This window comes from Pseudomonas fluorescens, from assembly GCF_902497855.1.
Classification (GTDB): domain Bacteria; phylum Pseudomonadota; class Gammaproteobacteria; order Pseudomonadales; family Pseudomonadaceae; genus Aquipseudomonas; species Aquipseudomonas fluorescens_BI.
The window spans coordinates 74390-98458 of record NZ_CABVHU010000018.1 but is presented as its reverse complement, the minus strand read 5'-3'; the positions used below and the strand labels follow the sequence as shown (position 1 = coordinate 98458).

Genomic DNA, 24069 nt, shown 5'->3' with positions numbered 1-24069 from the left:
CGATGCGTGTCACGAATACATCGAATATATGAACCGCCCACCAGAGAGGGCAGGCTAATCGCTTAGGCTTAATCGTAGAGACTGAACGAGAAATACTTCTTCTCGAGGCGTTGGTAGGTGCCATCCTCATGAATGTCGGCGATTGCCTTGTTGATCAGCTGACGCAGCTCGTCATCCTCCTTGCGCAGGCCAATGGCGGTACCGCTGCCTAGCGTTTTCGAGTCGTTCAGGGGCGGCCCGGCAAAATCGAAGTCACGGCCACGCGGGGTTTGCAGGAAACCCACGTCCGCTTGCACCGCGTCTTGCAGCGTGGCATCCACACGACCTGCTACCAGGTCCGCCTGATTCAGATCCTGGTTCTGGTACGACACCACGGTCACCCCTAGCGGCGCCCAGTAGGTTTTAGCGTAGGTTTCTTGCGTAGTTCCTTGCTGTACGCCGATGCGCTTTCCTTTAAGCAATTCAGCGGTAGGCAGCAGCGTGGAACCCTTTTTGACCACCATGCGCGCCGGGGCGTTGAACAACTTGTCGGAGAACGCCATCTGCTTTTGCCGCTTCTCGGTTACGCTCATGGAAGAGAGCACACCGTCGAACTTCTTGGCCTTGAGCGCTGGGATCATGCCGTCGAAGTCATTCTCCACCCACACGCATTCAACCTTGAGCTTTTCGCAAATAGCATCGCCCAGATCAATATCGAAACCGGTAAGTTTGCCATCGGCCATTTTCATCTCAAACGGAGGAGAGTCCGGCTGGACTCCGAAACGAATTTCCTTCAACTCCTTGGCCGACGCTCCGATGGAAGTCGCCATCAACGCCAGCGACATCACTGCAAGTACCTTTTTCATAAGTTAAAACCTTTGCAAGTGGACGGTTCAGTTTATTGGAGTTTTTAAGTGAGTTTGCTTGCCGCCGCATCACGGCGATCTTCGATCAACAGGAGGCCTGATCGATTGGAGTTAACCACTTCACGCCGGCTCTCCAAAGATTGCCAGCACCACAGCATCCGAATCCGCAGAAAAGGTATGACGCTGTCCAGGCGGGAGGACTAATAGTGCTCCGCAGGCCAGTCGTACTTCACCCTGATCAAACTCGACACCCGCCTCACCGTGCAACACCAGGATGCGCTCGGTCTCTGAGTGAAGTTCGATCGGATAAGGCTGAGGCTTTAAGTTCAGCAGGACCAGTGACGAACTGGATAATTGGCCCAGTGAGTAGTCGGTATCAGCTGGCAGCGATCGGGCAAGCGTGACTAAATCTACGACAGGGAACATAGGCGGCTCCTTGAGTGGAATGACGTGTGCAACTTGCTTCAGCAAGTCGACAACACGATGTTCAGCGAATTATCGGGGGGCGTTCATCCCGGGACCCTCCAAGCACGACCCGATCAAAGAAAGGTTATTTCAGGCTGCCGGTGAGGAACTGCTGTAGACGTAGGCTTTTCGGTTTGTTCAGCACCTCAGACGGGTGTCCCTGCTCCTCAATCTTGCCTTGATGCAGGAACACCACATGGTTGGACACATGGCGGGCAAAGCCCATCTCGTGCGTCACCACCACCATGGTTCGGCCTTCCTCGGCCAGTGATTGCATCACCTTCAGCACTTCACCTACCAACTCCGGGTCCAGCGCCGAAGTCGGCTCATCGAACAGCATCACCTCCGGCTCCATCGCCAGCGCGCGGGCAATCGCCACGCGTTGCTGCTGGCCGCCGGACAAGTGCGATGGGTACTTGTCTTCTACCGAAGCCAGGCCCACTTTTGCCAGATACTTACGGGCACGGCCAATCGCGTCTGTGCGACTAATGCCCAGTACAGTAATGGGCGCCTCGATGATGTTTTCCAACACCGTCATGTGGCTCCACAAGTTGAAATGCTGGAACACCATAGCCAGCTTGCTGCGCATGGTCTGCAGCTGCTTGCGGTTCACTACCTTGAGCGCACCGTACTTGTCGAGCCTGGTCTGGATCTCTTCGCCGGCCACTGTGATACGCCCGGCACACGGCTGCTCCAGGAAGTTGATGCAGCGCAGAAAGGTACTCTTTCCGGAACCGGAAGAGCCGATGATGCTGATCACATCGCCCGCCTTGGCCTTGAGCGAAACGCCTTTGAGCACTTCGTGAGCGCCGTATTTTTTGTACAGGTCGTCAACCGTCAATTTATACATTTTGTTTTCTCTGTTGCAGCCAGGCGGATTAATGGCCCTGGGGTTTCATAAAGGCCAGCCAATGGTTCTCGAAGCGGCGGAACAGCCAAACCAGCAAAAAAGCAATGCACGCGTACAGCAGGGCAGCGATGCCAAATGCTTCGAACGAGGCATAAGTTTCCGAGTTTACGTCGCGCGCCACTTTCAGAATGTCGGGCACGGTGGCGGTAAACGCGACCGTGGTGGCGTGCAGCATCAGAATCACTTCATTGCTGTAGAACGGCAGCGCGCGACGCAGCGTGGACGGCACGATGATGCGGCGGTACAACATGAACCGGGACATGCCATAGGCGCGCGCCGCCTCCACCTCGCCGTATGGAATCGACTTGATTACTCCAGCGAAAACTTCAGTGGTGTAAGCACAAGTGTTTAAAGCAAACGCCAGCACGGCGCAGTTGAAACCTTCGCGAAAAAACGCGTCCAGCATTTGATCCGAGCGCACGACTTGCAGGCTATATATGCCGCTGTAAAACAGCAGCAATTGGATATACAGCGGCGTACCGCGGAATACGTAGGTGTAAAACCATACAGGGCCGCGGATCAGCGGATTTTTGGAAACCCGTGCAATTGCCAAAGGCACCGCCATCAAAAAGCCGAAGGCGACCGAAAGGATCAGCAACCAAAGTGTCATCGCCACGCCGGATACACGATAACCGTCGCTCCACAAATAGGCCTGCCAATAGTCCTGAATAATCTCAATCATAGTTCTGCCTTTCTGACGCCCACCGAATAGCGGTGCTCAAGCCAAGTCAATACGATGCTGGAGATCGTGGTAATCGTCAGGTAAATAAATGCGCCGACGATGGTGAAATAGAACAGCTGCATGCTGCCTTTACCGGCATCCTGAGTGGCTTTGACGATATCGGACAGACCGATAATCGACACCAGCGCGGTTGCTTTGATCAGCACTTGCCAGTTATTGCCGATGCCAGGCAAAGCAAAACGCATCATTTGCGGAAACAATACGCGCTTGAATACTTCCCCAGGGGACATGCCATAAGCCACCGCGGCCTCGATCGAACCACGCGGTACCGATTGAAATGCACCTCGGAAAGTTTCAGTGAAATAAGCTCCGTAGATGAAGCTCAACGTCACCACACCGGCCACGAAAGGGTTAATGATGATCTGATCAACTTCCAGCCATTCGGTGATGTGATTGAGGAAAATCTGGATGCTGTAGAACAGCAGCAACATGATCACCAAATCGGGAATGCTGCGAATCAGCGTGGTATAGGCGGTGGAGAGGCCACTCAGCAGGCGGCTGCTGGATAGTTTCGAACTGGCACCCACCAGCCCCATCAGCACGGAAAGCAGCAGAGACAGTACGGCAAGCTTAATCGTTACCCAAGTACCGCTCATAATCAGCGGCGCGTAACCTTCTAAGAACATTATTCTCTCCTTTATTGTTGGAGTTTTGAGAACCTGCTCACTTGTTCTGAACGATTTACATAGGTAACTCCGTGAGTGGGGATGAAATGCACCGCTGGCTATAGCAGCAAGTTTGGCTGCGCGATGTTCAGCTAATTGCTGCGCGCGATCATCAACGAAGAGTCAATCATTGTTGCCTGATAGGACATGGTTGCTCAAGTCGCCGAAGTTTCCGATCAATCGAGTAGGCGGCAAGCGCCTTTGAAAGGGCAGAGTTACCCGGTCCCGGTCCGACCTGTCTCGCCATCACGTCATGTCGCGGTCAAATCAAGTTGTCAGGCGCTTACCGATTTCGCCCCAAAAATGTCGACCAACTCTGTCAAAAAGTTGCTCACCACCTCATGCTGGCGGGTAGAGTGTCGAACCGCTGCATGAAACACGACCTCATAGCGCAACAGCTCAGGGTTAAGTGGGTGCAACTGCCCTAACGCTTCATGCTTGGCGCCGTAAAATTGCGGCAGAAAACCCAGGTGCTGGCCCGACAGGATAAGCAAAGCGGCCCCGTCCATACTGTCGGTAAGCGCCGTCAAACGTTCAAGGGACGTGGGTACCGGCATTTCTGGTAACGGGTGGCTGGGCCAAACCCAGTCGTGCTCCCGAACATCCTCGATATTGAGCGCCCCCACCTTTTCAAAAAGAGGATGCGTGGGGCCGCAATAGGCGATTTGTGCTTCTTTAAACAGTGAAATGTAATCAAGGTTAGGTAGGCGGCGCCAGAAATAGCCTATCGCCAGATCGAGATGACCATTGATCAGTTTCTCTTCCAGAAACGATGACGACACTTCCGTAAAGTGAAAGTACAGCCCTTCGTGGTGGGATCGTAATCGGGCGATGGCCAAGGCAATTTTTTTATTGACCACGGGATCGATCTGGCCCAGTAACCCGATATTGATGTTGCCGGTGATCTTGCGATTGATGTGCTGGACTTCAATGCGAAATCCCTCCGTTGCGGCCATCAATCGGCGGGCGGCATCGAGGAACTGGCTCCCCTTGGGCGTGACGGAAAACCCCGCCCGCCCTCGCTCGCAAAGGCGAAATCCGAGCCTGGCTTCCAGCGTGGCCAATTGCGCGCTGATGGTGGGTTGTGTGGTATTGAGCGCCGTTTGTGCTGCCGAAATCCCCCCCGCCTCAACGACGGCAAGAAACACCCGGATCAAGCGTAGATCCAGTTCCGATACAGTTCCTAGCATACGAGCTCCGATTAGCTACATAGACAAACATCAATGTGAACAGTTGGCCTGCGATATTTAACAGTTCCGATCACATCCATACAGTTCAACGGGCCGGTACTCAGCCTGAATGCAGCTTTAGTCCCTATAAAAACAATTATCACTATCGATTCCAAGCAAAAGGAGAGTCGTATGTCCGAGTCCAAGAGCTCAGCGGGCGCCATCGAGGCGAGCGCAGGGATGGCCATCGAAGGCCATTCGATCGATTACATTCCGGAAAACGAACGGCACGCCAAACTCATCAACCAGGGCCCTTTCTGGTTTTTGGGTAACTTCCACTTCTTCACCATTTCCATTGGTTTTGTGGGTCCAAGCCTGGGACTGTCCGCACTGTGGGCTACCTTGGCGGGTACGCTCGGTATCATGTTCGGCACCATTTTCATGGCGTTCCACGGCTCTCAAGGGCCTGAGATGGGCCTTCCGCAAATGATCCAGTCGCGGGCCCAATTCGGCTATCGCGGCGTAATCCTCGCATTGATCGCGACGATGTTTGTGTTCGTCGGCTTCAACGTGGTCAACATTACGCTCATCGCGGGTGGCCTCAAGCATGTCTTCGGACTCGATCCGACCATTGTGACCGTCACGGTGGTGCTGATCGGTGCGTTGCTGGCGATCTATGGCCACGACATGATGCACAAGGCGTTCAAATGGGCGCTGCTGGTGACCTTGCCGCTCTATTCGCTCGTCACCATCGCCTTGATGTTTGGCGCAGGCCAAAGTGACGTCGCTCCCGCAACGACCCTCGGCTTCAACTGGGTCGCGTTTGCCAGCATGTTTGCCATTGGTGCCAGCTACAACATTTCCTATGCGCCGTATGTGTCCGATTACTCACGTTACCTGCCCAAGAACACCAGTCGTGCAAAACTGATTACCGCCTTGTTTCTGGGGGCATCCTTGTCGGGCGGATGGATGATCGGCCTGGGTGCCTGGCTTGCGCAGCAGTTGCACGCGACTGATGCACTGGTTGCGTTGAATCAGGTCGGTTCCTCAATGATTCCTGGCTTGGGCCATTCACTGGTGCTGGTGTCGGTGGTGGGCTTCCTGCCGATCATCGCGCTCAACACTTACAGCGCCATGCTGACGCTGTTGACCGGTGTCGATTCCATCAAAAAGATCACCCCGACGCCTCGCGCTCGTGTGATGTCGATCTTCGCCATCAGCGTGATCCTGTTGGCTTGCGTGCTGTCGATCAAAGGTGATGGTGTTGCGCTGTTGAATACCTTCCTGGTCGTGCTGTTGTATTTCCTGGTGCCATGGACTGCCGTCAACCTGGTGGATTACTTCTTTGTTCGTAAAGGCCGCTACGCCATTCCCCATTTCTTTACTCCCAAGGGCATTTACGGCGCGTGGCAATTTCGCGGCATCGCTTCGTACCTGATAGGTTTTGCCGCCATGGTGCCGTTCTTCTACATCTTTGACGCCGCCGCTGGCCAGGAAGTATTCGTCGGCCCGCTGGCGCGCCTGCTCGAAGGCGTCGACATCGCCTGGCTGGTGGGCCTGGTGGTGTCCGGCTTGAGCTATTTCATACTCAGTCGTTCGATCGATCTTGAGTCCGAACGCCGGATCATCGATTCAATCACCGAAAGCGATATCGTCTCGATGGCTCATACGTCGACAGAAAATGAGCGTTGATCACCGTCAACGAGCACATGTTCTACCAATGGAAGTCTGCACAATGAACACACCCGGAAATATCATCGTCGCGTGCTGCCAAATGGCGCCGAAGATTGGCGATCTTGCCTACAACCGAACACTCACTGAACGGGCGATCCGTTCGGCAGCCTCCCGCGGCGCCCAGGTGGTGGTGCTGCCCGAGCTGGTGCAGAGCGGTTACCTCTTTGTTAACCGTAGCGAAGCGCTGTCCTCGTCTGAATCGACAGATGGGCCGACCTTACGCTTGTGGGAGGCACTGGCCCGCGAACTGGAGATCGTGATCGTCGCAGGATTCTGCGAGCGGCTGGAGGGCGAGCGGGTGGCCAACAGTGCGGCAATGATCGATGCTCAAGGATTGCGCGCGGTTTACCGAAAGGCTCATCTCTGGGGCGCGGAAAATTCGATTTTCAGCGCCGGAAGCGAGCAGCCGCCGGTGGTGGACACTGCTTTTGGGCGAATCGGCATGATGATCTGTTACGACCTGGAGTTTCCTGAGTGGGTACGGCTACCGGCATTGGCGGGTGCGGAGCTGCTCTGCGCTCCCGTCAATTGGCCCGATGGCCCACGACCAGAAACCGAACGTCCAACTGAAGTCATACGCGTTCAGGCCAATGCGGCGGTCAACCGCATATTCATCGCCGCGTGTGATCGCCACGGCCACGAGCGCGGGGTCGGCTGGGTTCAGGGATCGGTCATTGTCGACGCCGACGGTTATCCTCTGACGGGGCCGACGGAGCTTGCCGGCGAGCAGATTTTGCTGGCGACGATGAACCTCGCGCAAGCGCGTAACAAGCGCATCGGTGACCGGAACGACGTGCATTGCGATCGTCGTCCTCAACTCTATGGCAACCCGCTCCAGTAACAGGCAGGTGCTGCATCACACTTGGGTGTCTTCGCGGCCAGCGATCATCTCGCTCAAGCGCTGGGCGCTGGCACAGGCAAGGGTGAAGCCCAGTGCGCCGTGGCCCAGGTTCAGCCACAAATTGCGGTACGGCGCCGCGCCGACCATGGGCACGCCGCTGGGTGTTGCCGGGCGCATGCCGGCCCATTCCAGTGCTTGCGGGTAATCGCCACCGTGGGGAAAGAGTGCTGAAGCGGCCTGGCGAATGCTGTCGATTCGTCGGCGGTCGATGGAGGGATCGAAACCAACAATGTCGACCATGGCGGCGACGCGCAGTTGCTGGCCGAGCCGTGCGTAAACGACTTTGCGGTCATAGTCGGTGACGCTCACCTCAGGCGCTTGATGCTGAGTCAGAATGGGGACACTCAGGCTGTATCCCTTCAGTGGATAAACCGGAATTCGCATGCCTGGCAGCGCCAGTGCCGCGCTGCGATAACCGGCGCTCAACACCAGCTGTTGCACTGGCAGCACCTGATCGCCCAGCTCCACCGCCTGCACCTTGCCCCCGACCTCGCGGATGCGCGTTACCGCTTGGCCGAGGATAAAGTGGCAGAGCCCCGAAGCCCGCAACCGCTCTGCCAGCAACAGGCAGAACCGATAACAATCGCCGACTTCTTCGTCCGGCGTAAAAATGCCGCCCACAAACGGCGCGTTCGCTAGTGTCGGCTCGAGGTCGAACAGTTCATTCGGGCTTAGCACCTGCTGGGTCTGAGGTTCGCAAAGCCGCGTGCGGGCATGGGAAAAACTGCTCCGGGAGCGAAACGTCACCAGTTTGCCGTTGCGTCGCCAGGCGAAATCTCCCAGCGCGTCTTCTTCGCGCCAGGTGTTCAGCACCTGCTGGCTTTGCAGTGCCAGACGGTAAAGCTGTTGCGCATTACGACGGTTGACCGAACCTCGGCAGGCGCCGAGGAAAGCCATCATCCAGCGCCACTGGCGCACATCCAGGCGCGGGCGCAGCTTGAGCGGCGAGTCACCTTGCAACATCCAGCCCAGGGCCTGCAGTGGCACTCCGGCATCGGCCAGCGGCGCCACGTAGCGATAGGACAATTGCCCACCGTTGGCAAAGCTGGCCTGGCGGGCGAGGTCCGGTTGCGCATCGATCAGGTCGACCTGCAGCCCTTGACGCACCAGGGCGTAAGCCGTCGTCAGGCCAATCACGCCACCACCGATGATGCACACACGCTGAGTCATGATCCCGTTCCTGTTTTGCAAGCAGGCTTCACAGTAATGGGCATGACAGCGGGCGGGTAATGAATAAAGATAAAGTGGGTATAGATAAAGGTTATGGGTTAAAACATGCGACTCAGACATATCGAGGTGTTCCAGGCGATTCGCCAAGCGGGGTCCATCAGCGGGGCGGCGCAACTCCTGCATATCAGCCAGCCAGCGGTGACCAAAACCCTGCAGCACGCCGAATCGCAACTGGGTTTTGCCCTGTTTTTGCGGGTCAAGGGCAAGCTTCTGGTGACGCCCGAAGCACTGGAGTTGGAGCGGGAGGTGAACAAGGTGACGGCCAGTGTCGACGGTGTGCGGCGGCTGGCCCAAAACCTGCGCCATCAACCCGGGCAGACCTTGCGTATCGGTGCCACGCCAGCGCTGGCGTTTTCGTTGTTGCCGACCCTGATCGGCGAATGGACTCGGCGCTACCCCGGCACTTCGTGCGAGCTGGCCAGCCTGCACAGCCAGGAGCTGGTGCAGAACCTGTTCATGCGCGAAATCGATATCGGTTTGACGTTGCGTTACCCCGATCACCCTGGCCTGAATGTGCAGCCCCTGGCCCAGAGCGTCCTGGTGGCGTTGGCGCCGCGGGATTACTGGACGCCGGAGCAACAAGCATTGCCGTTGCCGGTCGAGGAACTCAGTGATGCGCCGCTGATTGGGTTGTCCCATGCCGATCCCCTGTTCTCTCAGTTGGGTCTGCACCTGAACACCTTCGACCCGCCACCGCGGATGGCCATTCGCGTCCAGACCTACTCGTTGGCGAGCGCGCTGGTGGCATCCGGCACGGGACTCGCGGTCGTCGACCCGTTCACTGCCCTCAGCGCGCCGCCCGAGCGAACGGCAATACGCACCCTGACGCCTTCATGGCCAGTGACGCTTTTCGCCATGACCCGGGCCAATGAACCGCATCCACATATCCTCGACAGCCTGAGCGCGCTGTTGGGCGAACAGGCCCGGCACCTCCTGGCGTCGATCCGCCAGTGATCCCTCATCAGCTTTTTCTGGTTTCAGACGCATCCCGGTTGCTCGCGCCAAAAGGACCATCGCGGTCAGCCGCTCGTGTTGCTGTTTGCCAAGCGCCTCGAGTGCTATCCGTACCTGTGGGTGGTCTTGGGCCATCCGGCGCGCGGGTGCGAAGGGTCGAGCGCTGCTGTGCTAACGCTTGGCTCGGGCTGGCGATCCTGACGGCTTGATTAATGCGCAGCGCAGTGAGGGTACGGTTGACGCTGCTCACGCCGACCGAATAACGCAAACCCGGCCGCCAGGCAGCAGGTGTCGGTTTGCAGGCCGCACACCAGTACCCGTTCCACCTTCAGGCTTTGCAAAAATTCGATAGTTTGCGGCGATGGCGCGTAGCCGTGCTTGATGAAGATCCGGTCGGCCTGGATCAGGCTGTCGTCATCGGGTGCCGGGTGCCAGCCGAGTTGTTTCTGGAAGGGGGTTTTGGATTCGTCGTGGCGTTCGACGGTGGCGGCGCTGGGGAGGGTGCCGATCAATGTGCGGGTGCCGTCGATGAGCCATTGGGGTGGGGTGAAGCTGGGTTGGATGTCGATGATCGGGAGGGCTTGGTGCATGGGCGTCTCCGGGGGCGGTCGCGGCGACGGCGGGGTTGATGCGGCCGCTGGGGATTTGGGGTGGTCTGGCTGGCCTCTTCGCTGGCAAGCCAGCTCCTACAGGGGGGCGTGTTGGCCTTTGGAATACCGAACTCCAGATGCAACAAAGCCCGCACTGGGCGGGCTTCGGTGGTGTCTCAATTGGTGGAGCCGGGGGGATTTGAACCCCCGTCCGCCAGTACTCCGCTGTCGGTACTACATGCGTAGCCGTGTCTATTAAGTTAACCCTCAGCGACCCGACGGGCAGGGTGCATTGGGCGAGTTGTGTAAGTTTTAGCCGCTTCGTCCACAACGTACTGCACGGCGATTCTGTTCTATATGACAATCACTTTGGGTTTACAGACATCCCCTGATGATTGCTGGACCCGAAGGTACCAGGAGGGAAGGGCTAAGGCTGCTTACGCAGCGAGAGCGTATTCCCCGTAGGTTTCGTCATTGGCAACTATAGAAAGTTGCAACAGTGGATTTACGAGTTCTGTTACCAACTCGGCATGCACCTAAAGTTTCGCAACCGGCGTCGAATCCTAAACGGCCCCGAGCCTGTTGCTCTGTGAATCATGGTGAGCAACAAGCCTGCGTAGTGTACGCCAACGCGCGACAGAAGGCCAACCCGAAGGTTGGCCGCCACAGATTATGGCGTGGTTTGGTTGCGCTGCTGGTCGGCGAGTGCCGAAGCCTGGGTGGCCTCGGTGACGCATTTGTTGTCGTCCCCGGCGGCTTGGGACGCTTCGGCGCTGGACATCAGTCGCTTGATTTCCATTGTGGTGTGGCTGGAGCTCGCCGGAAGTGAATTCACTTTGCTTTTGAGCTCTTGCAGCTTGCTCGTACAAAGGTTGTTGTCTGCAGCCAATACGGGAGAGGCCAACATTGCAGCAGAAATGAACAGACCAGCGAGTGCGGTACGTTTCATGGATATCTCCTTGGACTGATGGTCTCGGTGCTGCCGTATGGGCGGGCGGCTCGGCCGAGGTTGGAATACCAGCCACGATTGATGAGGGCCTACTTAAAAGACTCCGAGGCTGCGCAGGAATTCGTTTTTTGCAAAAATTGCTATGAGAAAGCTGTTTGATAGAAGCATTGGCATTATAGAGGATTACCCAACCTTCAGATGCAACAAAACCCGCACTTGGCGGGTCTTGGTTTGCTTCGTATCGGGTGGAGCGTATACGCCAACAATTCCCCTAAGGCCAACCCGAAGGTTGGCGTTTGCTGGGCTATTGGGTTTTGCCCCCGTCAGTGGTTTTCTGGATATCCTGAATGGTCTGAGTCGTCTCGGCGATGCAATCTTCAGTGCCTTTTTTAGTGCCCAGTGCGTGGGAGGCTTGGGCTTTCTTGACGGAGGCCGCCACCTGATCACTCATCTCTGGAGAAATCTGTGCTTTGTAATTTTCGATGGTTTGAAGGTTGGTCGTGCAGAGGTCTTCTTCAGCGGCAAACGAGGTGGACGCCATCATGGAAGCAGTAACGAACAGACTTAACAGTACAGAACGTTTCATGTGTATCTCCTTGAGCTGAGGATCCAGGCATCGCTGGCCATCAGGACGGGCTGCCGAGTGTGGGGAAGACCCGCGTTTTGCGGGGCTTGATCAGTGGACTGCGGCGGCTCGTCAGGGTTCTATTTTTCTTCAGATCGCCTTCGCCCGGGTGACCCGATCCACCAGGTACACCAGCCCGTGGTAGTCGATTCCACCGTGTTGGGTCAGGCCGATTTCGCAGGTGCGGCTGGTGGAAATCCCTTCGCTGCATTGCTGCACGGCATCCTTGAGCGTACGCAGGGCGTGAGCGTTCAACTCCGGTGTGCTGAAGCCCTTGTCACCGGCAAATCCGCAGCAGTGAATACCTTCGGGAATGACCACGTTCTTGCTGCATTTGCGCGCCAGATCGATCAGTGCCTGGCTTTCGCCCAGGTGCTGGGTGCTGCAGGTGACATGCACCGCGATCGGCGCTTCCTGGGGCGTGAAGTCCAGGCGATCCATCAGATGTGTGCGGATGAAACGCACCGGGTCGTACAGGTCCAGTCGAACTTCACCCAGGTCCTGAACCAGGCGCAGGGTGCAGGGGCTGGTGTCGCAGTAGATCGGGTCGAGCCCGCCACGGCTGGCGTGCAGCAGCGCGCCGATCAGTTCCTGGCGTTTGTGTTCGGCCTGCTCGGCGTAGCCTTTGGAGGCGAAGGGTTGACCGCAGCAGAGACTGTCCAGATTGTCCGGGAAGACCACTTGGTAACCAGCCTTTTCCAGCAGCCCGCGGGTTTTGTCATACAGCGACATTTGCTCTTTATCACCCGCCGCCGGCCCCATTGCTCGCGACACGCAGGCCGCCAGGTACACCACCCGAGGGCGCTGGTCCGACACGCTCGGGCTGAAGCGAATGGCTTTTTCCGGTTGCGGCATGGCGTTGGTCCATTGCGGGACCTGGCCTTTGGATAATCGCGTCAGGGTGGCCGAGAGTTTCGCCAGTCGCGGCGCGCCCAACAGCATCCGCGCGCCGTTGGCCACGTGCAGGGTGAAGCGTGCGCCTTGCAGTGCAGTGGCGAAATTGCCTTCCAGCCAGTTGGCGGTTTTCGTATGGGTCGCGTTACGGCTGCGCAGCTTTTTCACCAGGTCGCCGGTATTGATTCCTACGGGGCAACGTTGGGCGCAGAGTCCGGTCGCGGCGCAGGTGTCGATGCCTTGGTATTCGTAAGCCGCTTCAAGTTCTGTGGTGTCCACCCCGGCGCGTTTCTTCGCCTGGATGTCGCGCCAGATCACGATGCGCTGGCGCGGGCTCAGGGTCAGGCCTTTCGACGGGCAGACCGGCTCGCAGAAGCCGCACTCGATGCATTTATCCACAATCTCGTCGGCGGCCGGCAGTGGCTTCAGGTGCTTGAGGTGGATCTGCGGATCTTCACTGAGCACCACGTCCGGGTTGAGAATGCCGTTGGGGTCGAGCAGGCGTTTGAGCTGCCACATCAATTGGTACGCGTCGCTGCCCCACTCCAGTTCGACGAAGGGCGCCATGTTGCGGCCGGTGCCGTGTTCGGCTTTCAGCGAACCGCCGAATTCCACTGCCACCAACTGTGCGACGTCATCCATGAACGCCTGATAGCGTGCGACTTCTTCCGGGTTGTTGAAGCCTTGGGTGAAGACGAAGTGCAGATTGCCTTCCAGGGCGTGTCCGAAAAGGATCGCTTCATCGTAGTGATGTTTGTCGAACAGTTCGATCAGGCGGTTTACGCCGGCGGCCAGCTGTTCCACCGGGAAGGTCACGTCTTCGATGATCACCGTGGTCCCGGTTTTGCGCACCGCGCCGACGGCGGGGAAGGTGTCCTTGCGGATCGCCCAGAGCCGGGCGTTTTCCACCGGGTCTTCGGTGAAGTCGACTTGTTTCTCTACGGGGAACGAGGTCAACGACGCCATGATTTGCGTCAGCTGTTCCTGCAGCAAGGTGGACGAAGCGGCGCGGGATTCGATCAGCAGGGCGCAGGCATTGTTCGACAGGTGTTGTACGAAAGCCGGCATGCCGGGTTTGTCCTGCACCGAACGCAGGCTGCGGCGATCGAGCAATTCCACGGCCGACACCGGTTGGCGCTTCAGGACGCTGACTGCGTTACAGCAGGTCTCCACGTCCGGGAACACAATCAGCGCCGACGCCTTGTTCGGGTGATCGATCACGGTGTCGTAGGTCACCGCGCTGATGAAGCCGAGGGTGCCTTCGGAACCGACCAGCAAGTGGCTCAAGATATCCACAGGCTCGTCGAAATCCACCAGGGCGTTGAGTGACAGGCCGGTGGTATTTTTCAGACGGTATTTGTGGCGGATTCTCGCAGCCAGTTCGGCATTGGCGCGGGTCTCGCGGCCCAAGGTTGCCAGTCGCTCAAGCAGCGCCGCGTGGCTGTCGCGAAACGCGGCAACGCTTGCCGAGTCTTCGGTGTCGAGACGACTGCCGTCGGCCAGCACCAGACGAATGCCGGCCAGGGTGTGATAGGTATTTTGCGCGGTGCCGCAGCACATGCCGCTGGCATTGTTGGCAACGATGCCGCCGATTTTGCAGGCGTTGATCGAGGCCGGATCCGGGCCGATCTTGCGCCCGAACGGTGCCAGCCAAGCGTTGGCCTGAGCGCCGATCACGCCCGGTTGCAGGCGGATTTGCGTACCTTGGCCACGGATTTCGCGACCGTTCCAGTTATCCCCCAGAACGATCAGCACCGAATCGCTGATCGCCTGTCCGGAGAGGCTGGTGCCGGCAGCGCGGAAGGTCACCGGGACCTGGTCCCGTTGCGCGAATTTGAGCAGCGCCACCACTTCATCTTCGGACTCGACACGAATCACCAGTTGCGGAATCAGTCGATAGAAACTGGCATCAGTGCCGAAGGCCAGGGTCGACAGCGGGTCGTCGAAACGGCGCTCCTGGGGAATCAATTGCTGCGCATCACGCAGGAAAGCCGTCGGTAGACTCATTGGTCCTCCAGGATCAAAACCACCAGGTCTTTCGGGCCGTGAGCCCCGTAAGCCAGAACTTGCTCGATGTCGGCGGTCTTCGACGGGCCGGACACCAGCAGCGCGTTGGTCGGCATGCCTTGGGCCCATTCGAATTCCTGCTGCACCTGATAGAAGTTGTCGCGGATTTCACTGGCCTTGAGCAGGGCGAAATGCACCGGCGGCACCAGGCTCATCAGGCGTGGTTCCTCCCGCGTCGGCCAGAGAATCAGACTGCCTGTCGCAGCGATGGCGCCGAGGGTGGTGGTCAGGCTGGCGGCGGTGTCATTGAACAGCTCGGCTTTCCATGCTTCAACCGGACGGTCGTAGGACTTGAGTGTCGGTAGCCCGGGATTTTTCGCCCAGTGTTGAGTGACGCGTTGACCATGAGGCGTGGTCGGCGCGATCAGCAGGTTCGGCAGCTGACGATCCCGCAGCAATTGGGCCAGCAACACGGGCCAGCTTTCGCCGGACGTCAGATGGATTTCCGTGTGTACCGCTTCCATCAGTTTGCGCAACTGCGGGATGCGTTGTTCCGGCGCGTAGGTGTAGGGCTGGGTCACCAGTTCGACGTCGAACTCGTCAGGCACCGGCGTGGTGCCCGTCAGACTTTTGCGCAGCTTGGCGAGGATATTTTGCTTGGCGCTCATCAACGGTCTCCCTGTTTGGCCAGATGCTCGCGGGCCATGTCATGCAGTGAGCGGGCAGCGGGTTTCGGTGCACTGTGATTTTGTGTCCACGGACCGACATTGCTCGGCGCGAGGGCGCGCAAGCGGGTGGCGAAAAAGCCGAACAGGCGATAGAGCGTCGGCGAACTGTTGAGCCTGGCCCAGGCGTTCCAGATAAAGCGTTCCTTGCGCGAATATTTGCTGCCCTGGCCGCGCATCACTTTGTGCGGGCTGTCCGGCGCTTTGACGTTTTCTTCCCGCAGACGTCGCAGCAAGGCGGGGATCGGGATTTTCACCGGGCAGACTTCACCGCAGGCACCGCACAGAGACGAAGCACTGGGGTGATCCGGGACTTTCGCCAGGCCTACCATGTGTGGGGTGATGATTTTTCCGATAGGCCCAGGGTAAACCTCGCCATAGGCGTGACCGCCGATGCGAGTGTAGACCGGGCAATGATTCATGCAGGCGCCGCAGCGGATGCAGTTCAGGGTCTGGCGTAATTCGCTGTCGGCGAAGGCCTGGCTGCGACCATTGTCCAGCAGTACCAGGTGCACTTCCTGCGGGCCGTCGAGTTCATGTTCCTTGCGCGGGCCGGAGATCATGTTGACGTAAGTGGTGATCGGCTGGCCCAGCGCAGAGCGGGTCAGCAACGACAAGAGCGGCACCACGTCGCGCAGGTTTTCCACGACTTTTTCGATGCCGGTGACGGCGATGTGCACTGGCGGCACCGTAGTGGTCATGCGCCCGTTGCCTTCGTTTTCCACCAGTAGCAGGGTGCCGGTTTCGGCCACGGCGAAGTTGACGCCGGAGACGCCGATGTCCGCTTCGAAGAATTTCTGGCGCAAGACTTTGCGACCGATCTGAATGAGTTGGTCAACGTCCTTGGTGTATTCCACGCCAAGTTTGTCATGGAACAAGGACGCGACCTGACCGGCATTCTTGTGGATTGCCGGCATAATAATGTGTGAAGGCTTTTCAAAGTCGAGCTGGACGATGTACTCGCCCATGTCCGATTCCAGGCATTCAATGCCCTGTTCAGCGAGGACGTGGTTCATCTCCATCTCTTCGCTGACCATCGATTTGCCCTTGATCACTTGCCGCCCCTCGTGAGCGCGGATGATCGACAGGACGATGCCATTGGCTTCGTCCACCGTTTCCGCCCAGTGCACTGTCACACCGTTGCGGGTCAGGTTCTGTTCAAGCTGCTCGAGCAGGTCGGGCAACTTGGATAACGCACGGGCGCGGACAGCATTGCCCAGCACTCGCAGATGTTCTCTTTCATGGGCATCGCTGAAGGACGCTGCCCGTTTTGTCATCAGTGAATCCATCGCAGTGCGAAAGTTGTTTCGCAGTTGCTTGTCACCCAAAGCCTCGTGAGCCCGGGTGCGAAAATCCTCTTCTACGGCAACCGTAGGAATAATCGCGGAGGCGTTCATCGGGCGCCTCCGGTTCGCTGCCAGAGGAAGCTGGCCAGGTGTTGGCCGCGCAACGCTTCCCGCTGTTTCTCCAGCGAGCCATTGATGTTCATCAGGCAACCGCAGTCGGCACTGAGTACCTGGTGTGCACCGGATTCCTTCAACGAGCGGGTCTTGTCAGCCACCATCGCGCCGGAAATGTCTGGCATACGGACGCTGAAAGTCCCACCGAAGCCACAGCATTCGCTTTCGTGGCTGTGGTCGACTCGCTCCACGTTGCCTAGCTGCGACAACAGTTCGCGGCCATGCAAGTGGGTGTTCATCTCACGGCGTGCCGAGCACGACGTGTGCAACGCCACTTTGACTGGCTCGCCACTGTCCTTGAGCTGCACCTTGCAGACAAACAACAGAAACTCGGCCAGTTCATAAGTCCGGGCAGCCAGCGCCTGAACCTGTTTCAAGGTTTCCGGCTCGTCCTTGAACAAGTCGGCGTAATGTTCGCGCAACATCCCGGCACACGATCCCGACGGCACCACTACCGGATAGTCCCCGGCAAACAGCGTTAGTTGCGAGCGTGCAACGGTCCGGGCCTGTTCGGTGTAACCAGAGGTATAGGCCGGTTGCCCGCAGCAGCTTTGCCCTTGCGGGTAGTCGACCCGGATGCCTTCGCGTTCCAGCAGGTGGATCGCGTCCATCCCGGCTTCGGGGTAGAACAGATCCACGACGCAGGTTCCGAACAGGTAGACCCGTGACGGTTTCTCGGTGGGGTATTGCCGGGGCTCGGGCAGTGGCGGGGCGACGCGGGTCGCGTTCGGCACAGCGTTGTAAAAAAGCTCGCTCATCAGGCGTGTCTCCGGGTGGTCCCGGTTATCCGTCTGTTGAGGCTGCTGAATATAGAGAGGCAAGCTTTCAGCAGCCTTACAGACCGGGTTGTGAATAGCTGACGCCGGAATCGTGGTCCGGCGTCGGTTTTTGCTTTTTTTCGTGTAGTACTTAGTGCACCAGCATGCCGGTGAGCCAATAGGCCTGGATGTAGGTAATCAGGCCGACGATCGTTGCGAAGAACAGGCTGTGCTTGAGGGTGAAGCGGAACAGATCCGATTCCTTGCCCACCAGGCCGGTCGCGGCACAGGCCACGGCGATCGATTGTGGCGAGATCATCTTGCCGGTCACGCCGCCGCTGGTGTTCGCCGCTACCAGCAACACATCGCTGACGCCGATCTGGTGCGCGGTGGTCGCTTGCAACGAGCTGAACAGTGCGTTGGACGAGGTATCGGAACCGGTCAGGAACACGCCAAGCCAGCCGAGGAACGGCGAGAAGAACGGGAACGCTGCGCCGGTGCCGGCCAGCACGAGGGCCATGGTCGAGGACATGCCCGAGTAGTTGGTGACGAAGGCAAACGCCAGCACCATGCCGATGGACAGAATCGGCCAGCGCAGCTCGTAGAAGGTCTCTTTCAAAGTGGTCAGACCAGTTCTGACATTGATATTCAGCACCAGCATCGAGATCAGCGCCGAGAAGAAAATCGCCGTACCGGTCGCGGAAATCGGGTCGAGCTTGAATACGGCAGGAAGGGCCGTCGGGGCGGTCACGATCGGTGCGACCTTGATCACCAGCTGATCCAGGTGCGGGATCGCGAAGTTGAACACCCAGCTGTACATCGAGCCGCCGGCCGCGAACATCGCCTTGAACGGTTTCAGGGTCCAGATGGTGACCAGCACGGTGAGGATCAGGAACGGCGACCAGGCCTTGAGGATTTCACCGAAGCTGTAGGGCGACGCCACGGTGCTGCGCGGCAGACCGAAGCCGCCGGCGCTGGCGCTCACAACCGAAGCCGAAACGGCGCCGACGATATGTTGGCCAGCGGCCCGCTTCGGCTGCCAGACTTTCAGGAACAGGGTCAGGGAAATCAGGCTGGCCAGGGCCGAGGTGATGTCCGGCAGTTCCGGGCCAATGAAGTTGGAAGTGAAATACTGGGTGATGGCAAAGCTCAGGCCCGCCACCAGGGCTGCCGGCCAGGTTTCCCGCACGCCGCGCAGGCCGTCCATCATGAATACCAGCCAGAACGGCACGAACAGCGACAGCAGCGGCAATTGGCGGCCGGTCATGGCGCCGATCTTGAACGCGTCGATGCCGGTCACTTGCCCGGCAACGATGATCGGGATCCCCAGGGCGCCGAAGGCGACCGGCGCGGTGTTGGCGATCAGGCACAGGCCGGCGGCGTACAGCGGGTTGAAGCCCAGTCCCACCAACAGTGCAGCGGTGATCGCCACCGGCGCACCGAAACCGGCGGCACCTTCCAGGAACGCACCGAAGCAGAAGCCGATCAACAGCACTTGCAGGCGCTGGTCGTCAGTGATCGACAGCACCGAGCTGCGGATCACTTCGAACTGCCCGCTCTTGACCGTCAGTTTGTAGAGGAACACCGCCGCGACGATGATCCAGGCAATCGGCCACAGGCCATAGGCGAACCCGTAGCCGGCCGCAGCGAACGCCATGTCGACAGGCATCTGGAACGCGAAGATGGCCACGGCGATGGACAAGGCCAGTGTGATGCTGCCGGCCACATGGCCTTTGAGGCGGAACACGGCCAAGGCCAGGAAGAAAAACACGATGGGGATGACGGCCGCGAGCGCGGAAAGGCCGAGGCTGCCGAGCGGACTATAGAGCTGTTGCCAGGTTTGCATATGGGGTGGCCCCTAATTGTTGTTGGTCAGGCACTGGTCAGCGTGCTTGGTTAATTGGTAATACCAATTTACAATCGCTGTTGGCTAGGGTAAAAGCCTTATGGGCGGCGTGTCAATTTGTCGCCCTGCAACTTTTGTCGAATACGCGGCGCGCAGGTGATCTGATGCGGTCGATCCAATGCAATCTGCCAGGGTGCCGACTCGGCGCCGATCGGCCAGAATAGAAGGCCCGGCGAGCTGCCGGGATCGTGGAGAAGTGAGTTATGGGGTTTGATCAGATACGTCAGCGCCGTTTGTCTGACGATATTGTCGAGCGGCTCGAGGGGATGATCCTCGAGGGCACGCTGAAGGCGGGCGAGCGTCTACCGGCCGAACGTACGTTGGCCGATCAGTTTGGCGTGTCACGCCCTTCGTTGCGCGAGGCCATTCAGAAACTGGCGGCCAAGGGCTTGCTGGTCAGTCGCCAGGGTGGCGGCAATTATGTGGTGGAGTCGTTGGGAACGACCTTCAGCGATCCGCTGCTGCATCTGCTGGAAAGCAACCCTGAAGCCCAGCGCGACCTGCTGGAATTTCGTCACACCCTGGAAGCGTCCTGCGCCTATTACGCGGCGCTGCGAGCCACGGATGTCGATCGCGAACGGCTGACCACGGCGTTCAACGAATTGCAGGACTGCTACACGCGCCACGATGAGGTGAGCCGTGCGGAGGAGGGTGCAGCGGATGCGAAATTCCACCTGGCGATCGCTGAAGCCAGTCACAACGCGGTGTTGCTGCACACCATTCGCGGGCTGTTCGATCTGCTCAAGCGCAATGTGGTGACCAACATCGGCGGGATGTACAAGCAACGCACCGAAACCCGCGACATGCTGATTTCACAGCATAGGGAGTTGTACCTGGCGATTATCGAAGGTCGGGCGGAGCAGGCGCGGGAAGTTTCCAGCCGGCATATTTTGTATGTGCAGGAAGTGCTGGAGGAGGTGCGTCAGGAAGTGCAGCGCGTGGCTCGGGCGGAGCGGCGCAAAGGAATGTAGTCAGTGAGATTTGTAGTGAGTGTGCTATCGCCATCGCGAGCAGGCTCGCTCCCACATTTGTTTTGTGTCGTTCACAAATCCAGTGTGGGAGCGAGCCTGCTCGCGATGGCGGTCTCGGGCGAAAAGAGAGTTAGTCTTCCTTGCCCTTGTTGCGCACCGCACGCTGCAACTCGCGACCGGCATCGCGTTCGCGTTCGGTATCACGCTTGTCGTATTCCTTCTTGCCCTTGCCCAGAGCGATCTCGCACTTGACCATGTGCTTGCTCCAGTACCAGGACAGGCACACGCAGGCGTAGCCTTTTTGCTGCACGGCCGCGGCCAGCTTTTCCAGCTCGCGGCGGTTGAGCAGCAATTTACGGGTGCGGGTCGGATCGGCGATGACGTGGGTGCTGGCGGTCATCAGCGGCGTAATGTGGCTGCCGAGCAGCCAGGCTTCGCCATCCTTGAGCAGCACATAACTGTCAACCAGTTGCAGCTTGCTTGCCCGCAGACTTTTTACTTCCCAGCCGGCCAGGACCAGACCAGCCTCGAACTTATGCTCGATGAAGTAATCGTGTCGCGCCTTTTTATTTTGCGCGATGGTCCCTGTTGGGTGTTTCTTCTGTTTAGCCATAGGGGCGGCATTATAGGGAGTTACAAGCTAGTCGGCTACGGTCTCGCTACGTGCTTGAGCAGGTTGATTGAATCCCGGACAATGCGGCCTCTTTTTTGAACGCTTGGGCGTGATAACGATGTCGACAGACAAGGTTTCTGTCCACGGCAGTTGGGCTAGCCGCTGGGTCTTCATACTCGCCGCGACCGGTTCGGCCGTGGGCCTGGGTAGTATCTGGAAATTCCCGTACATGGTCGGCGTCTACGGCGGCGGCGCCTTCGTGCTGATGTTCCTGGCCTGTATCGCGCTGATCGGGGTGCCGGTCATGCTGGCGGAAACCCTGATCGGCCGTCGCGCCCGGCAGAGTCCGGCCAACGCCTTGAAGGTGTTGGCGCTGGAGGCGGGACATTCGGCGAAGTGGTCCTGGGGGGCTTTCGCCGGGATGATCACGGCGTTGCTGATCCTGTCGTTCTATAGTGTGGTCGGCGGCTGGTCGCTGGATTACATCATCGACATGGGGCGCGGCGATTTCCAGGGGGTGACCGCAGACCAGGTGGGCGCGTATTTCGGCAACGTGATCGCCGATCCTTGGCGTCTGACACTTTGGCATACGATTTTCATGCTGCTGTCCGCCATCGTGATCGCCAAGGGCGTGGTCGCCGGTCTTGAGCGCAGCCTGCGGATCATGATGCCGCTGCTGTTCGTGATGATCCTGGTGTTGCTGGGCTACAGCATGACCACCGGCCATTTCATGGAGGGCGTGCATTTCATGTTCGACTTCCACCCGGAAAAAGTCCTGGACGGTTTGCTGCCGGCCATGGGGCACGCGTTCTTTTCCCTGAGCGTGGGCGTCGGTTCGATCATGATCTACGGCGCCTATATGCCAAAGGATTCATCGATTTCCGGCACCGTCGTTGGCGTGGCACTGCTGGATACGTTCGTTTCCCTGGTCGCTGGCCTGGCATTGTTTCCGATTGTGTTTGCCGCGGGCCTGAACCCGAGCGAGGGGCCAGGCCTGATGTTCGTCAGCCTGCCGTTTGCCTTTGGCAACGTAGCCTTCGGCCAGTTGATGGGCGTAGTGTTCTTCGTACTGGTGGCGATTGCCGCCTGGAGTTCGGCGATTTCCCTGCTCGAACCGATGGTGGCTTACCTGGTTGAGCGCACTAAAGTCAGTCGCGCCTGGGTGACGTTCTGGTTGGCCTTCACTTGCTGGTTTGTCGGCCTGGGTACGGTCTTTTCCTTCAATATCTGGAAGCAAGCCAAGTTTTTCGTGAACGAAGGCGGGATGTTCCATCTCTACCAATGGGGTGCGGCCGGTGGCCTGGACTTCTTCGGTGTGATCGATTTCTTCACCTCGCGGATCATGTTGCCACTCGGTGGATTATGTTTCGTGGTGTTTGCGGGATGGGTGATGGGTCGGGAAGCGGTACGCGACGAATTGTCGATCCGCAGCCCGATGTTGTTCGCCCTGTCCCTGTTCTTGATGCGCTATGTGGCGCCCATCGGCATTCTCGTAGTGTTTGCCGCCCAGCTGTGGAAGTGACGCTGACATGACGACACACATTCAACGTTCGGCCCTGCTGCCGTACCCCGCGCAAGCCCTGTATGACCTGGTCAACGACGTGGCGCGTTATCCGGAATTCCTGCCGTGGTGCTCGTCGGCCGAAGTCCTTGAAAGCTCCCCCGAGCACATGAGGGCCAGTGTGGGCGTGGCCAAGGGCGGGCTCAGTCAGCATTTCGTGACGCGCAATACCCTGGTGCCTGGCCAATCGATCGAAATGAACCTTGAAAAAGGTCCGTTCAATCAATTACACGGCATTTGGGTGTTCAAACCGCTGGGCGAGAAGGCGTGCAAGATCAGCCTGGACCTGTCGTTCGATTACGCCGGGCCGATCATCCGCGCGACCTTGGGGCCATTATTCAATCAGGCGGCCAATACGCTGGTGGATGCGTTCTGCCAGCGGGCCAGGCAGATGCATGGTTGAGGCCATTATCGAGGTCGAGGTGGTGTATGCCGCCGTAGATCGTCAGGTGCTTCTCACTGTGGCAGTGCCTGCGGGGGCGACAGTGCGGGCGGCTGTGCAGAAATCGGGTATCGCTCAGGCGTTCCCGGAGCTGGACTTGGCCAATTGTCCTGTGGGGATCTTCGCAAAGCAGATCCTCGATCCGGACACTCGGGCAGTACAGGCGGGGGACCGCATCGAGATTTACCGGCCGCTATTGGCCGATCCGAAAGAAGTTCGCCGGCTGCGCGCCGCCAAGGCAGCCGAGGCCAAGGCGCGCAATCAGTGAGGCGAATAAACGCCAGGCGATAAAAAACCCGGACATGCCGGGTTTTTTATTGCGTCGCAAATTATTGCGGCGAGGTTTCCAGAGGCTCTGGAGACGGGACCGGAACGGTTTCTACACCGTCGACGTCCTTCTGAATCTGATCCAGCAACGAACCTGGCTTGACCGGTTTTTCCGGTTTCGGCTTCTCGACCTGTTCTGCCGGCGCGGTCACGTTGGTGCCGCTGTCCTTGCCAAGAATGGCTTCATCCCGGCTCATGCCCGGCATGAAATCACCGGAAAGGCTGACAAGTTGGTCATTTGGGTTGAAGATAACGCTAATGCGTTCCTGTTGGCGTTCGCCGCCACCTGGTTGCAGGCTGTACAGATAATCCCAGCGATCGGCATGGAACGTGTCAGTCAGCAGAGGGTTGCCCATGATAAACCGTACTTGCCGGCGGGTCATTCCCGGGCGTAACTGGTCTATCATGTCCTGCGTGACGACATTGCCCTGCTGGATGTCGATTTTGTAAACCCCGGGGAATGAACAACCGGCGAGTGCGAGCAGTCCCACAAAGGTGAAACTGGTTAGCAAGAGCTTGGTGTTTTGCATCGGTGGGCGACTTCCACTATCTTGGCTGGGACAACGTAAACGCCGATCATACCCGCATTAAGAGAAGCTGCGAAGCAGCATCGCGAGAAAGCTGAC

At 58.6% G+C, this 24069-nt stretch carries 24 protein-coding genes, 1 other RNA gene and 1 pseudogene; 7 read left to right on the top strand and 19 right to left on the bottom strand.

All coding sequences use genetic code 11. The features are described 5' to 3' along the window. Nucleotides 1-68: 68 nt before the first annotated feature. From F8N96_RS28485 to F8N96_RS28460, 6 genes are all read right to left on the bottom strand, one after another. Nucleotides 69-845, bottom strand: coding sequence for an ABC transporter substrate-binding protein (locus F8N96_RS28485; RefSeq protein WP_150800623.1), 777 nt, complete (start codon nucleotides 843-845; stop codon nucleotides 69-71). 120 nt (nucleotides 846-965) lie between these two features. Further along, the gene (locus F8N96_RS28480; protein WP_150800622.1) at nucleotides 966-1271 is read right to left on the bottom strand and encodes a cupin domain-containing protein; all 306 of its coding nucleotides are present in this window, start codon (nucleotides 1269-1271) and stop codon (nucleotides 966-968) included. Between the two features lie 124 nt (nucleotides 1272-1395). Continuing rightward, nucleotides 1396-2160, bottom strand: coding sequence for an ABC transporter ATP-binding protein (locus F8N96_RS28475; RefSeq protein ID WP_150800621.1), 765 nt, complete (start codon nucleotides 2158-2160; stop codon nucleotides 1396-1398). A gap of 28 nt (nucleotides 2161-2188) precedes the next feature. Continuing rightward, nucleotides 2189-2902 (bottom strand): ABC transporter permease, encoded by a 714-nt coding sequence (locus tag F8N96_RS28470; protein ID WP_150800620.1) that lies wholly within the window; start codon nucleotides 2900-2902, stop codon nucleotides 2189-2191. Beyond that, nucleotides 2899-3588 carry an ABC transporter permease gene (locus tag F8N96_RS28465; RefSeq protein WP_150800619.1) on the bottom strand — a complete coding sequence of 230 codons (690 nt, stop codon included), beginning with the start codon at nucleotides 3586-3588 and terminating at the stop codon, nucleotides 2899-2901. The genes F8N96_RS28470 and F8N96_RS28465 overlap by 4 nt, the downstream gene beginning before the upstream one ends. Nucleotides 3589-3902: 314 nt before the next feature. After that, on the bottom strand, nucleotides 3903-4817 hold the full coding sequence (locus F8N96_RS28460; protein ID WP_150800618.1) for a LysR family transcriptional regulator: 915 nt from the start codon (nucleotides 4815-4817) through the stop codon (nucleotides 3903-3905). Between the two features lie 171 nt (nucleotides 4818-4988). On the opposite strand from F8N96_RS28460, the gene F8N96_RS28455 reads away from it, so the two are divergent. Together F8N96_RS28455 and F8N96_RS28450 are read left to right on the top strand one after the other, a co-directional pair. Then, complete coding sequence (locus tag F8N96_RS28455) at nucleotides 4989-6488, top strand: purine-cytosine permease family protein (RefSeq protein WP_150800617.1); 1500 nt, start codon at nucleotides 4989-4991, stop codon at nucleotides 6486-6488. A 43-nt stretch (nucleotides 6489-6531) separates the two neighbouring features. Then, nucleotides 6532-7371: a nitrilase family protein gene (locus tag F8N96_RS28450; RefSeq protein WP_150800616.1), complete on the top strand. Its 840-nt coding sequence runs from the start codon at nucleotides 6532-6534 to the stop codon at nucleotides 7369-7371. 15 nt (nucleotides 7372-7386) lie between these two features. Here the strand turns inward: F8N96_RS28450 and F8N96_RS28445 are convergent, their stop codons facing one another. Continuing rightward, nucleotides 7387-8721 (bottom strand): D-amino acid dehydrogenase, encoded by a 1335-nt coding sequence (locus tag F8N96_RS28445; protein ID WP_412071826.1) that lies wholly within the window; start codon nucleotides 8719-8721, stop codon nucleotides 7387-7389. Between F8N96_RS28445 and F8N96_RS28440 the strand changes: the two genes are divergently transcribed. Next, nucleotides 8707-9615: a LysR family transcriptional regulator gene (locus tag F8N96_RS28440; RefSeq protein ID WP_150800614.1), complete on the top strand. Its 909-nt coding sequence runs from the start codon at nucleotides 8707-8709 to the stop codon at nucleotides 9613-9615. The genes F8N96_RS28445 and F8N96_RS28440 overlap by 15 nt on opposite strands. On the opposite strand, the pseudogene F8N96_RS35535 reads toward F8N96_RS28440, so the two are convergent. The 10 genes and pseudogenes from F8N96_RS35535 to F8N96_RS28390 form a co-directional block, all read right to left on the bottom strand. Beyond that, a pseudogene (locus tag F8N96_RS35535) lies at nucleotides 9604-9865 on the bottom strand (integrase); the annotation flags it as partial. The gene F8N96_RS28440 and the pseudogene F8N96_RS35535 overlap by 12 nt on opposite strands. Beyond that, nucleotides 9825-10205, bottom strand: coding sequence for a hydrolase (locus F8N96_RS28430; RefSeq protein WP_318187390.1), 381 nt, complete (start codon nucleotides 10203-10205; stop codon nucleotides 9825-9827). The gene F8N96_RS28430 and the pseudogene F8N96_RS35535, both read right to left, overlap by 41 nt. Before the next feature lie 181 nt (nucleotides 10206-10386). Next, nucleotides 10387-10780: a transfer-messenger RNA gene (gene ssrA, locus F8N96_RS28425) on the bottom strand. Between the two features lie 95 nt (nucleotides 10781-10875). Beyond that, complete coding sequence (locus F8N96_RS28420) at nucleotides 10876-11154, bottom strand: hypothetical protein (RefSeq protein ID WP_150800613.1); 279 nt, start codon at nucleotides 11152-11154, stop codon at nucleotides 10876-10878. Between the two features lie 304 nt (nucleotides 11155-11458). Next, nucleotides 11459-11740: a hypothetical protein gene (locus F8N96_RS28415; RefSeq protein WP_150800612.1), complete on the bottom strand. Its 282-nt coding sequence runs from the start codon at nucleotides 11738-11740 to the stop codon at nucleotides 11459-11461. Nucleotides 11741-11869: 129 nt separating this feature from the next. After that, the gene (locus tag F8N96_RS28410; RefSeq protein ID WP_150800611.1) at nucleotides 11870-14680 is read right to left on the bottom strand and encodes an FAD-binding and (Fe-S)-binding domain-containing protein; all 2811 of its coding nucleotides are present in this window, start codon (nucleotides 14678-14680) and stop codon (nucleotides 11870-11872) included. Next, the gene (locus F8N96_RS28405; RefSeq protein WP_150800610.1) at nucleotides 14677-15348 is read right to left on the bottom strand and encodes a LutC/YkgG family protein; all 672 of its coding nucleotides are present in this window, start codon (nucleotides 15346-15348) and stop codon (nucleotides 14677-14679) included. The genes F8N96_RS28410 and F8N96_RS28405 overlap by 4 nt, the downstream gene beginning before the upstream one ends. Next, nucleotides 15348-16802, bottom strand: a complete 1455-nt coding sequence (locus tag F8N96_RS28400) for a LutB/LldF family L-lactate oxidation iron-sulfur protein (protein WP_150800609.1) — start codon at nucleotides 16800-16802, stop codon at nucleotides 15348-15350. Before F8N96_RS28400 ends, F8N96_RS28405 begins: the two co-directional genes overlap by 1 nt. Next, the gene (locus F8N96_RS28395) at nucleotides 16799-17623 is read right to left on the bottom strand and encodes a (Fe-S)-binding protein (protein WP_150800608.1); all 825 of its coding nucleotides are present in this window, start codon (nucleotides 17621-17623) and stop codon (nucleotides 16799-16801) included. The genes F8N96_RS28400 and F8N96_RS28395 overlap by 4 nt, the downstream gene beginning before the upstream one ends. A 151-nt stretch (nucleotides 17624-17774) precedes the next feature. Then, a complete protein-coding gene (locus F8N96_RS28390; protein WP_150800607.1) occupies nucleotides 17775-19469 on the bottom strand; it encodes a lactate permease LctP family transporter in 1695 nt (564 codons plus the stop codon). Nucleotides 19470-19732: 263 nt separating this feature from the next. Between F8N96_RS28390 and F8N96_RS28385 the strand changes: the two genes are divergently transcribed. Further along, nucleotides 19733-20500 carry a GntR family transcriptional regulator gene (locus tag F8N96_RS28385; RefSeq protein WP_150800606.1) on the top strand — a complete coding sequence of 256 codons (768 nt, stop codon included), beginning with the start codon at nucleotides 19733-19735 and terminating at the stop codon, nucleotides 20498-20500. Nucleotides 20501-20630: 130 nt separating this feature from the next. Here F8N96_RS28385 and smpB read toward each other — a convergent pair whose 3' ends face one another. Beyond that, a complete protein-coding gene (gene smpB / locus F8N96_RS28380; RefSeq protein ID WP_007900551.1) occupies nucleotides 20631-21113 on the bottom strand; it encodes an SsrA-binding protein SmpB in 483 nt (160 codons plus the stop codon). A 118-nt stretch (nucleotides 21114-21231) separates the two neighbouring features. Between smpB and F8N96_RS28375 the strand changes: the two genes are divergently transcribed. Genes F8N96_RS28375 through F8N96_RS28365 form a run of 3 tightly spaced genes read left to right on the top strand, consistent with a single transcriptional unit; the run spans nucleotide 21232 to nucleotide 23384 of the window. After that, entirely contained in the window at nucleotides 21232-22635 is a 1404-nt protein-coding gene (locus F8N96_RS28375; protein ID WP_150800605.1) for a sodium-dependent transporter, read from the top strand. Nucleotides 22636-22642: 7 nt separating this feature from the next. Next, nucleotides 22643-23077, top strand: coding sequence for a type II toxin-antitoxin system RatA family toxin (locus tag F8N96_RS28370; protein WP_150766400.1), 435 nt, complete (start codon nucleotides 22643-22645; stop codon nucleotides 23075-23077). Further along, on the top strand, nucleotides 23070-23384 hold the full coding sequence (locus F8N96_RS28365; protein WP_150800604.1) for an RnfH family protein: 315 nt from the start codon (nucleotides 23070-23072) through the stop codon (nucleotides 23382-23384). The genes F8N96_RS28370 and F8N96_RS28365 overlap by 8 nt, the downstream gene beginning before the upstream one ends. Nucleotides 23385-23445: 61 nt before the next feature. On the opposite strand, the gene F8N96_RS28360 is transcribed toward F8N96_RS28365, so the two are convergent. Further along, entirely contained in the window at nucleotides 23446-23973 is a 528-nt protein-coding gene (locus F8N96_RS28360; RefSeq protein WP_150800603.1) for an outer membrane protein assembly factor BamE, read from the bottom strand. Between the last annotated feature and the right edge of the window lie 96 nt (nucleotides 23974-24069).

Coding starts and splice junctions, on each gene's coding strand:
- F8N96_RS28485 (WP_150800623.1), bottom strand. CDS start 845: ATGAAAAAGGTACTTGCAGTGATGTCGCTGGCGTTGATGGCGACTTCC.
- F8N96_RS28480 (WP_150800622.1), bottom strand. CDS start 1,271: ATGTTCCCTGTCGTAGATTTAGTCACGCTTGCCCGATCGCTGCCAGCT.
- F8N96_RS28475 (WP_150800621.1), bottom strand. CDS start 2,160: ATGTATAAATTGACGGTTGACGACCTGTACAAAAAATACGGCGCTCAC.
- F8N96_RS28470 (WP_150800620.1), bottom strand. CDS start 2,902: ATGATTGAGATTATTCAGGACTATTGGCAGGCCTATTTGTGGAGCGAC.
- F8N96_RS28465 (WP_150800619.1), bottom strand. CDS start 3,588: ATGTTCTTAGAAGGTTACGCGCCGCTGATTATGAGCGGTACTTGGGTA.
- F8N96_RS28460 (WP_150800618.1), bottom strand. CDS start 4,817: ATGCTAGGAACTGTATCGGAACTGGATCTACGCTTGATCCGGGTGTTT.
- F8N96_RS28455 (WP_150800617.1), top strand. CDS start 4,989: ATGTCCGAGTCCAAGAGCTCAGCGGGCGCCATCGAGGCGAGCGCAGGG.
- F8N96_RS28450 (WP_150800616.1), top strand. CDS start 6,532: ATGAACACACCCGGAAATATCATCGTCGCGTGCTGCCAAATGGCGCCG.
- F8N96_RS28440 (WP_150800614.1), top strand. CDS start 8,707: ATGCGACTCAGACATATCGAGGTGTTCCAGGCGATTCGCCAAGCGGGG.
- F8N96_RS28445 (WP_412071826.1), bottom strand. CDS start 8,721: ATGTCTGAGTCGCATGTTTTAACCCATAACCTTTATCTATACCCACTT.
- F8N96_RS28430 (WP_318187390.1), bottom strand. CDS start 10,205: ATGCACCAAGCCCTCCCGATCATCGACATCCAACCCAGCTTCACCCCA.
- F8N96_RS28420 (WP_150800613.1), bottom strand. CDS start 11,154: ATGAAACGTACCGCACTCGCTGGTCTGTTCATTTCTGCTGCAATGTTG.
- F8N96_RS28415 (WP_150800612.1), bottom strand. CDS start 11,740: ATGAAACGTTCTGTACTGTTAAGTCTGTTCGTTACTGCTTCCATGATG.
- F8N96_RS28410 (WP_150800611.1), bottom strand. CDS start 14,680: ATGAGTCTACCGACGGCTTTCCTGCGTGATGCGCAGCAATTGATTCCC.
- F8N96_RS28405 (WP_150800610.1), bottom strand. CDS start 15,348: ATGAGCGCCAAGCAAAATATCCTCGCCAAGCTGCGCAAAAGTCTGACG.
- F8N96_RS28400 (WP_150800609.1), bottom strand. CDS start 16,802: ATGAACGCCTCCGCGATTATTCCTACGGTTGCCGTAGAAGAGGATTTT.
- F8N96_RS28395 (WP_150800608.1), bottom strand. CDS start 17,623: ATGAGCGAGCTTTTTTACAACGCTGTGCCGAACGCGACCCGCGTCGCC.
- F8N96_RS28390 (WP_150800607.1), bottom strand. CDS start 19,469: ATGCAAACCTGGCAACAGCTCTATAGTCCGCTCGGCAGCCTCGGCCTT.
- F8N96_RS28385 (WP_150800606.1), top strand. CDS start 19,733: ATGGGGTTTGATCAGATACGTCAGCGCCGTTTGTCTGACGATATTGTC.
- smpB (WP_007900551.1), bottom strand. CDS start 21,113: ATGGCTAAACAGAAGAAACACCCAACAGGGACCATCGCGCAAAATAAA.
- F8N96_RS28375 (WP_150800605.1), top strand. CDS start 21,232: ATGTCGACAGACAAGGTTTCTGTCCACGGCAGTTGGGCTAGCCGCTGG.
- F8N96_RS28370 (WP_150766400.1), top strand. CDS start 22,643: ATGACGACACACATTCAACGTTCGGCCCTGCTGCCGTACCCCGCGCAA.
- F8N96_RS28365 (WP_150800604.1), top strand. CDS start 23,070: ATGGTTGAGGCCATTATCGAGGTCGAGGTGGTGTATGCCGCCGTAGAT.
- F8N96_RS28360 (WP_150800603.1), bottom strand. CDS start 23,973: ATGCAAAACACCAAGCTCTTGCTAACCAGTTTCACCTTTGTGGGACTG.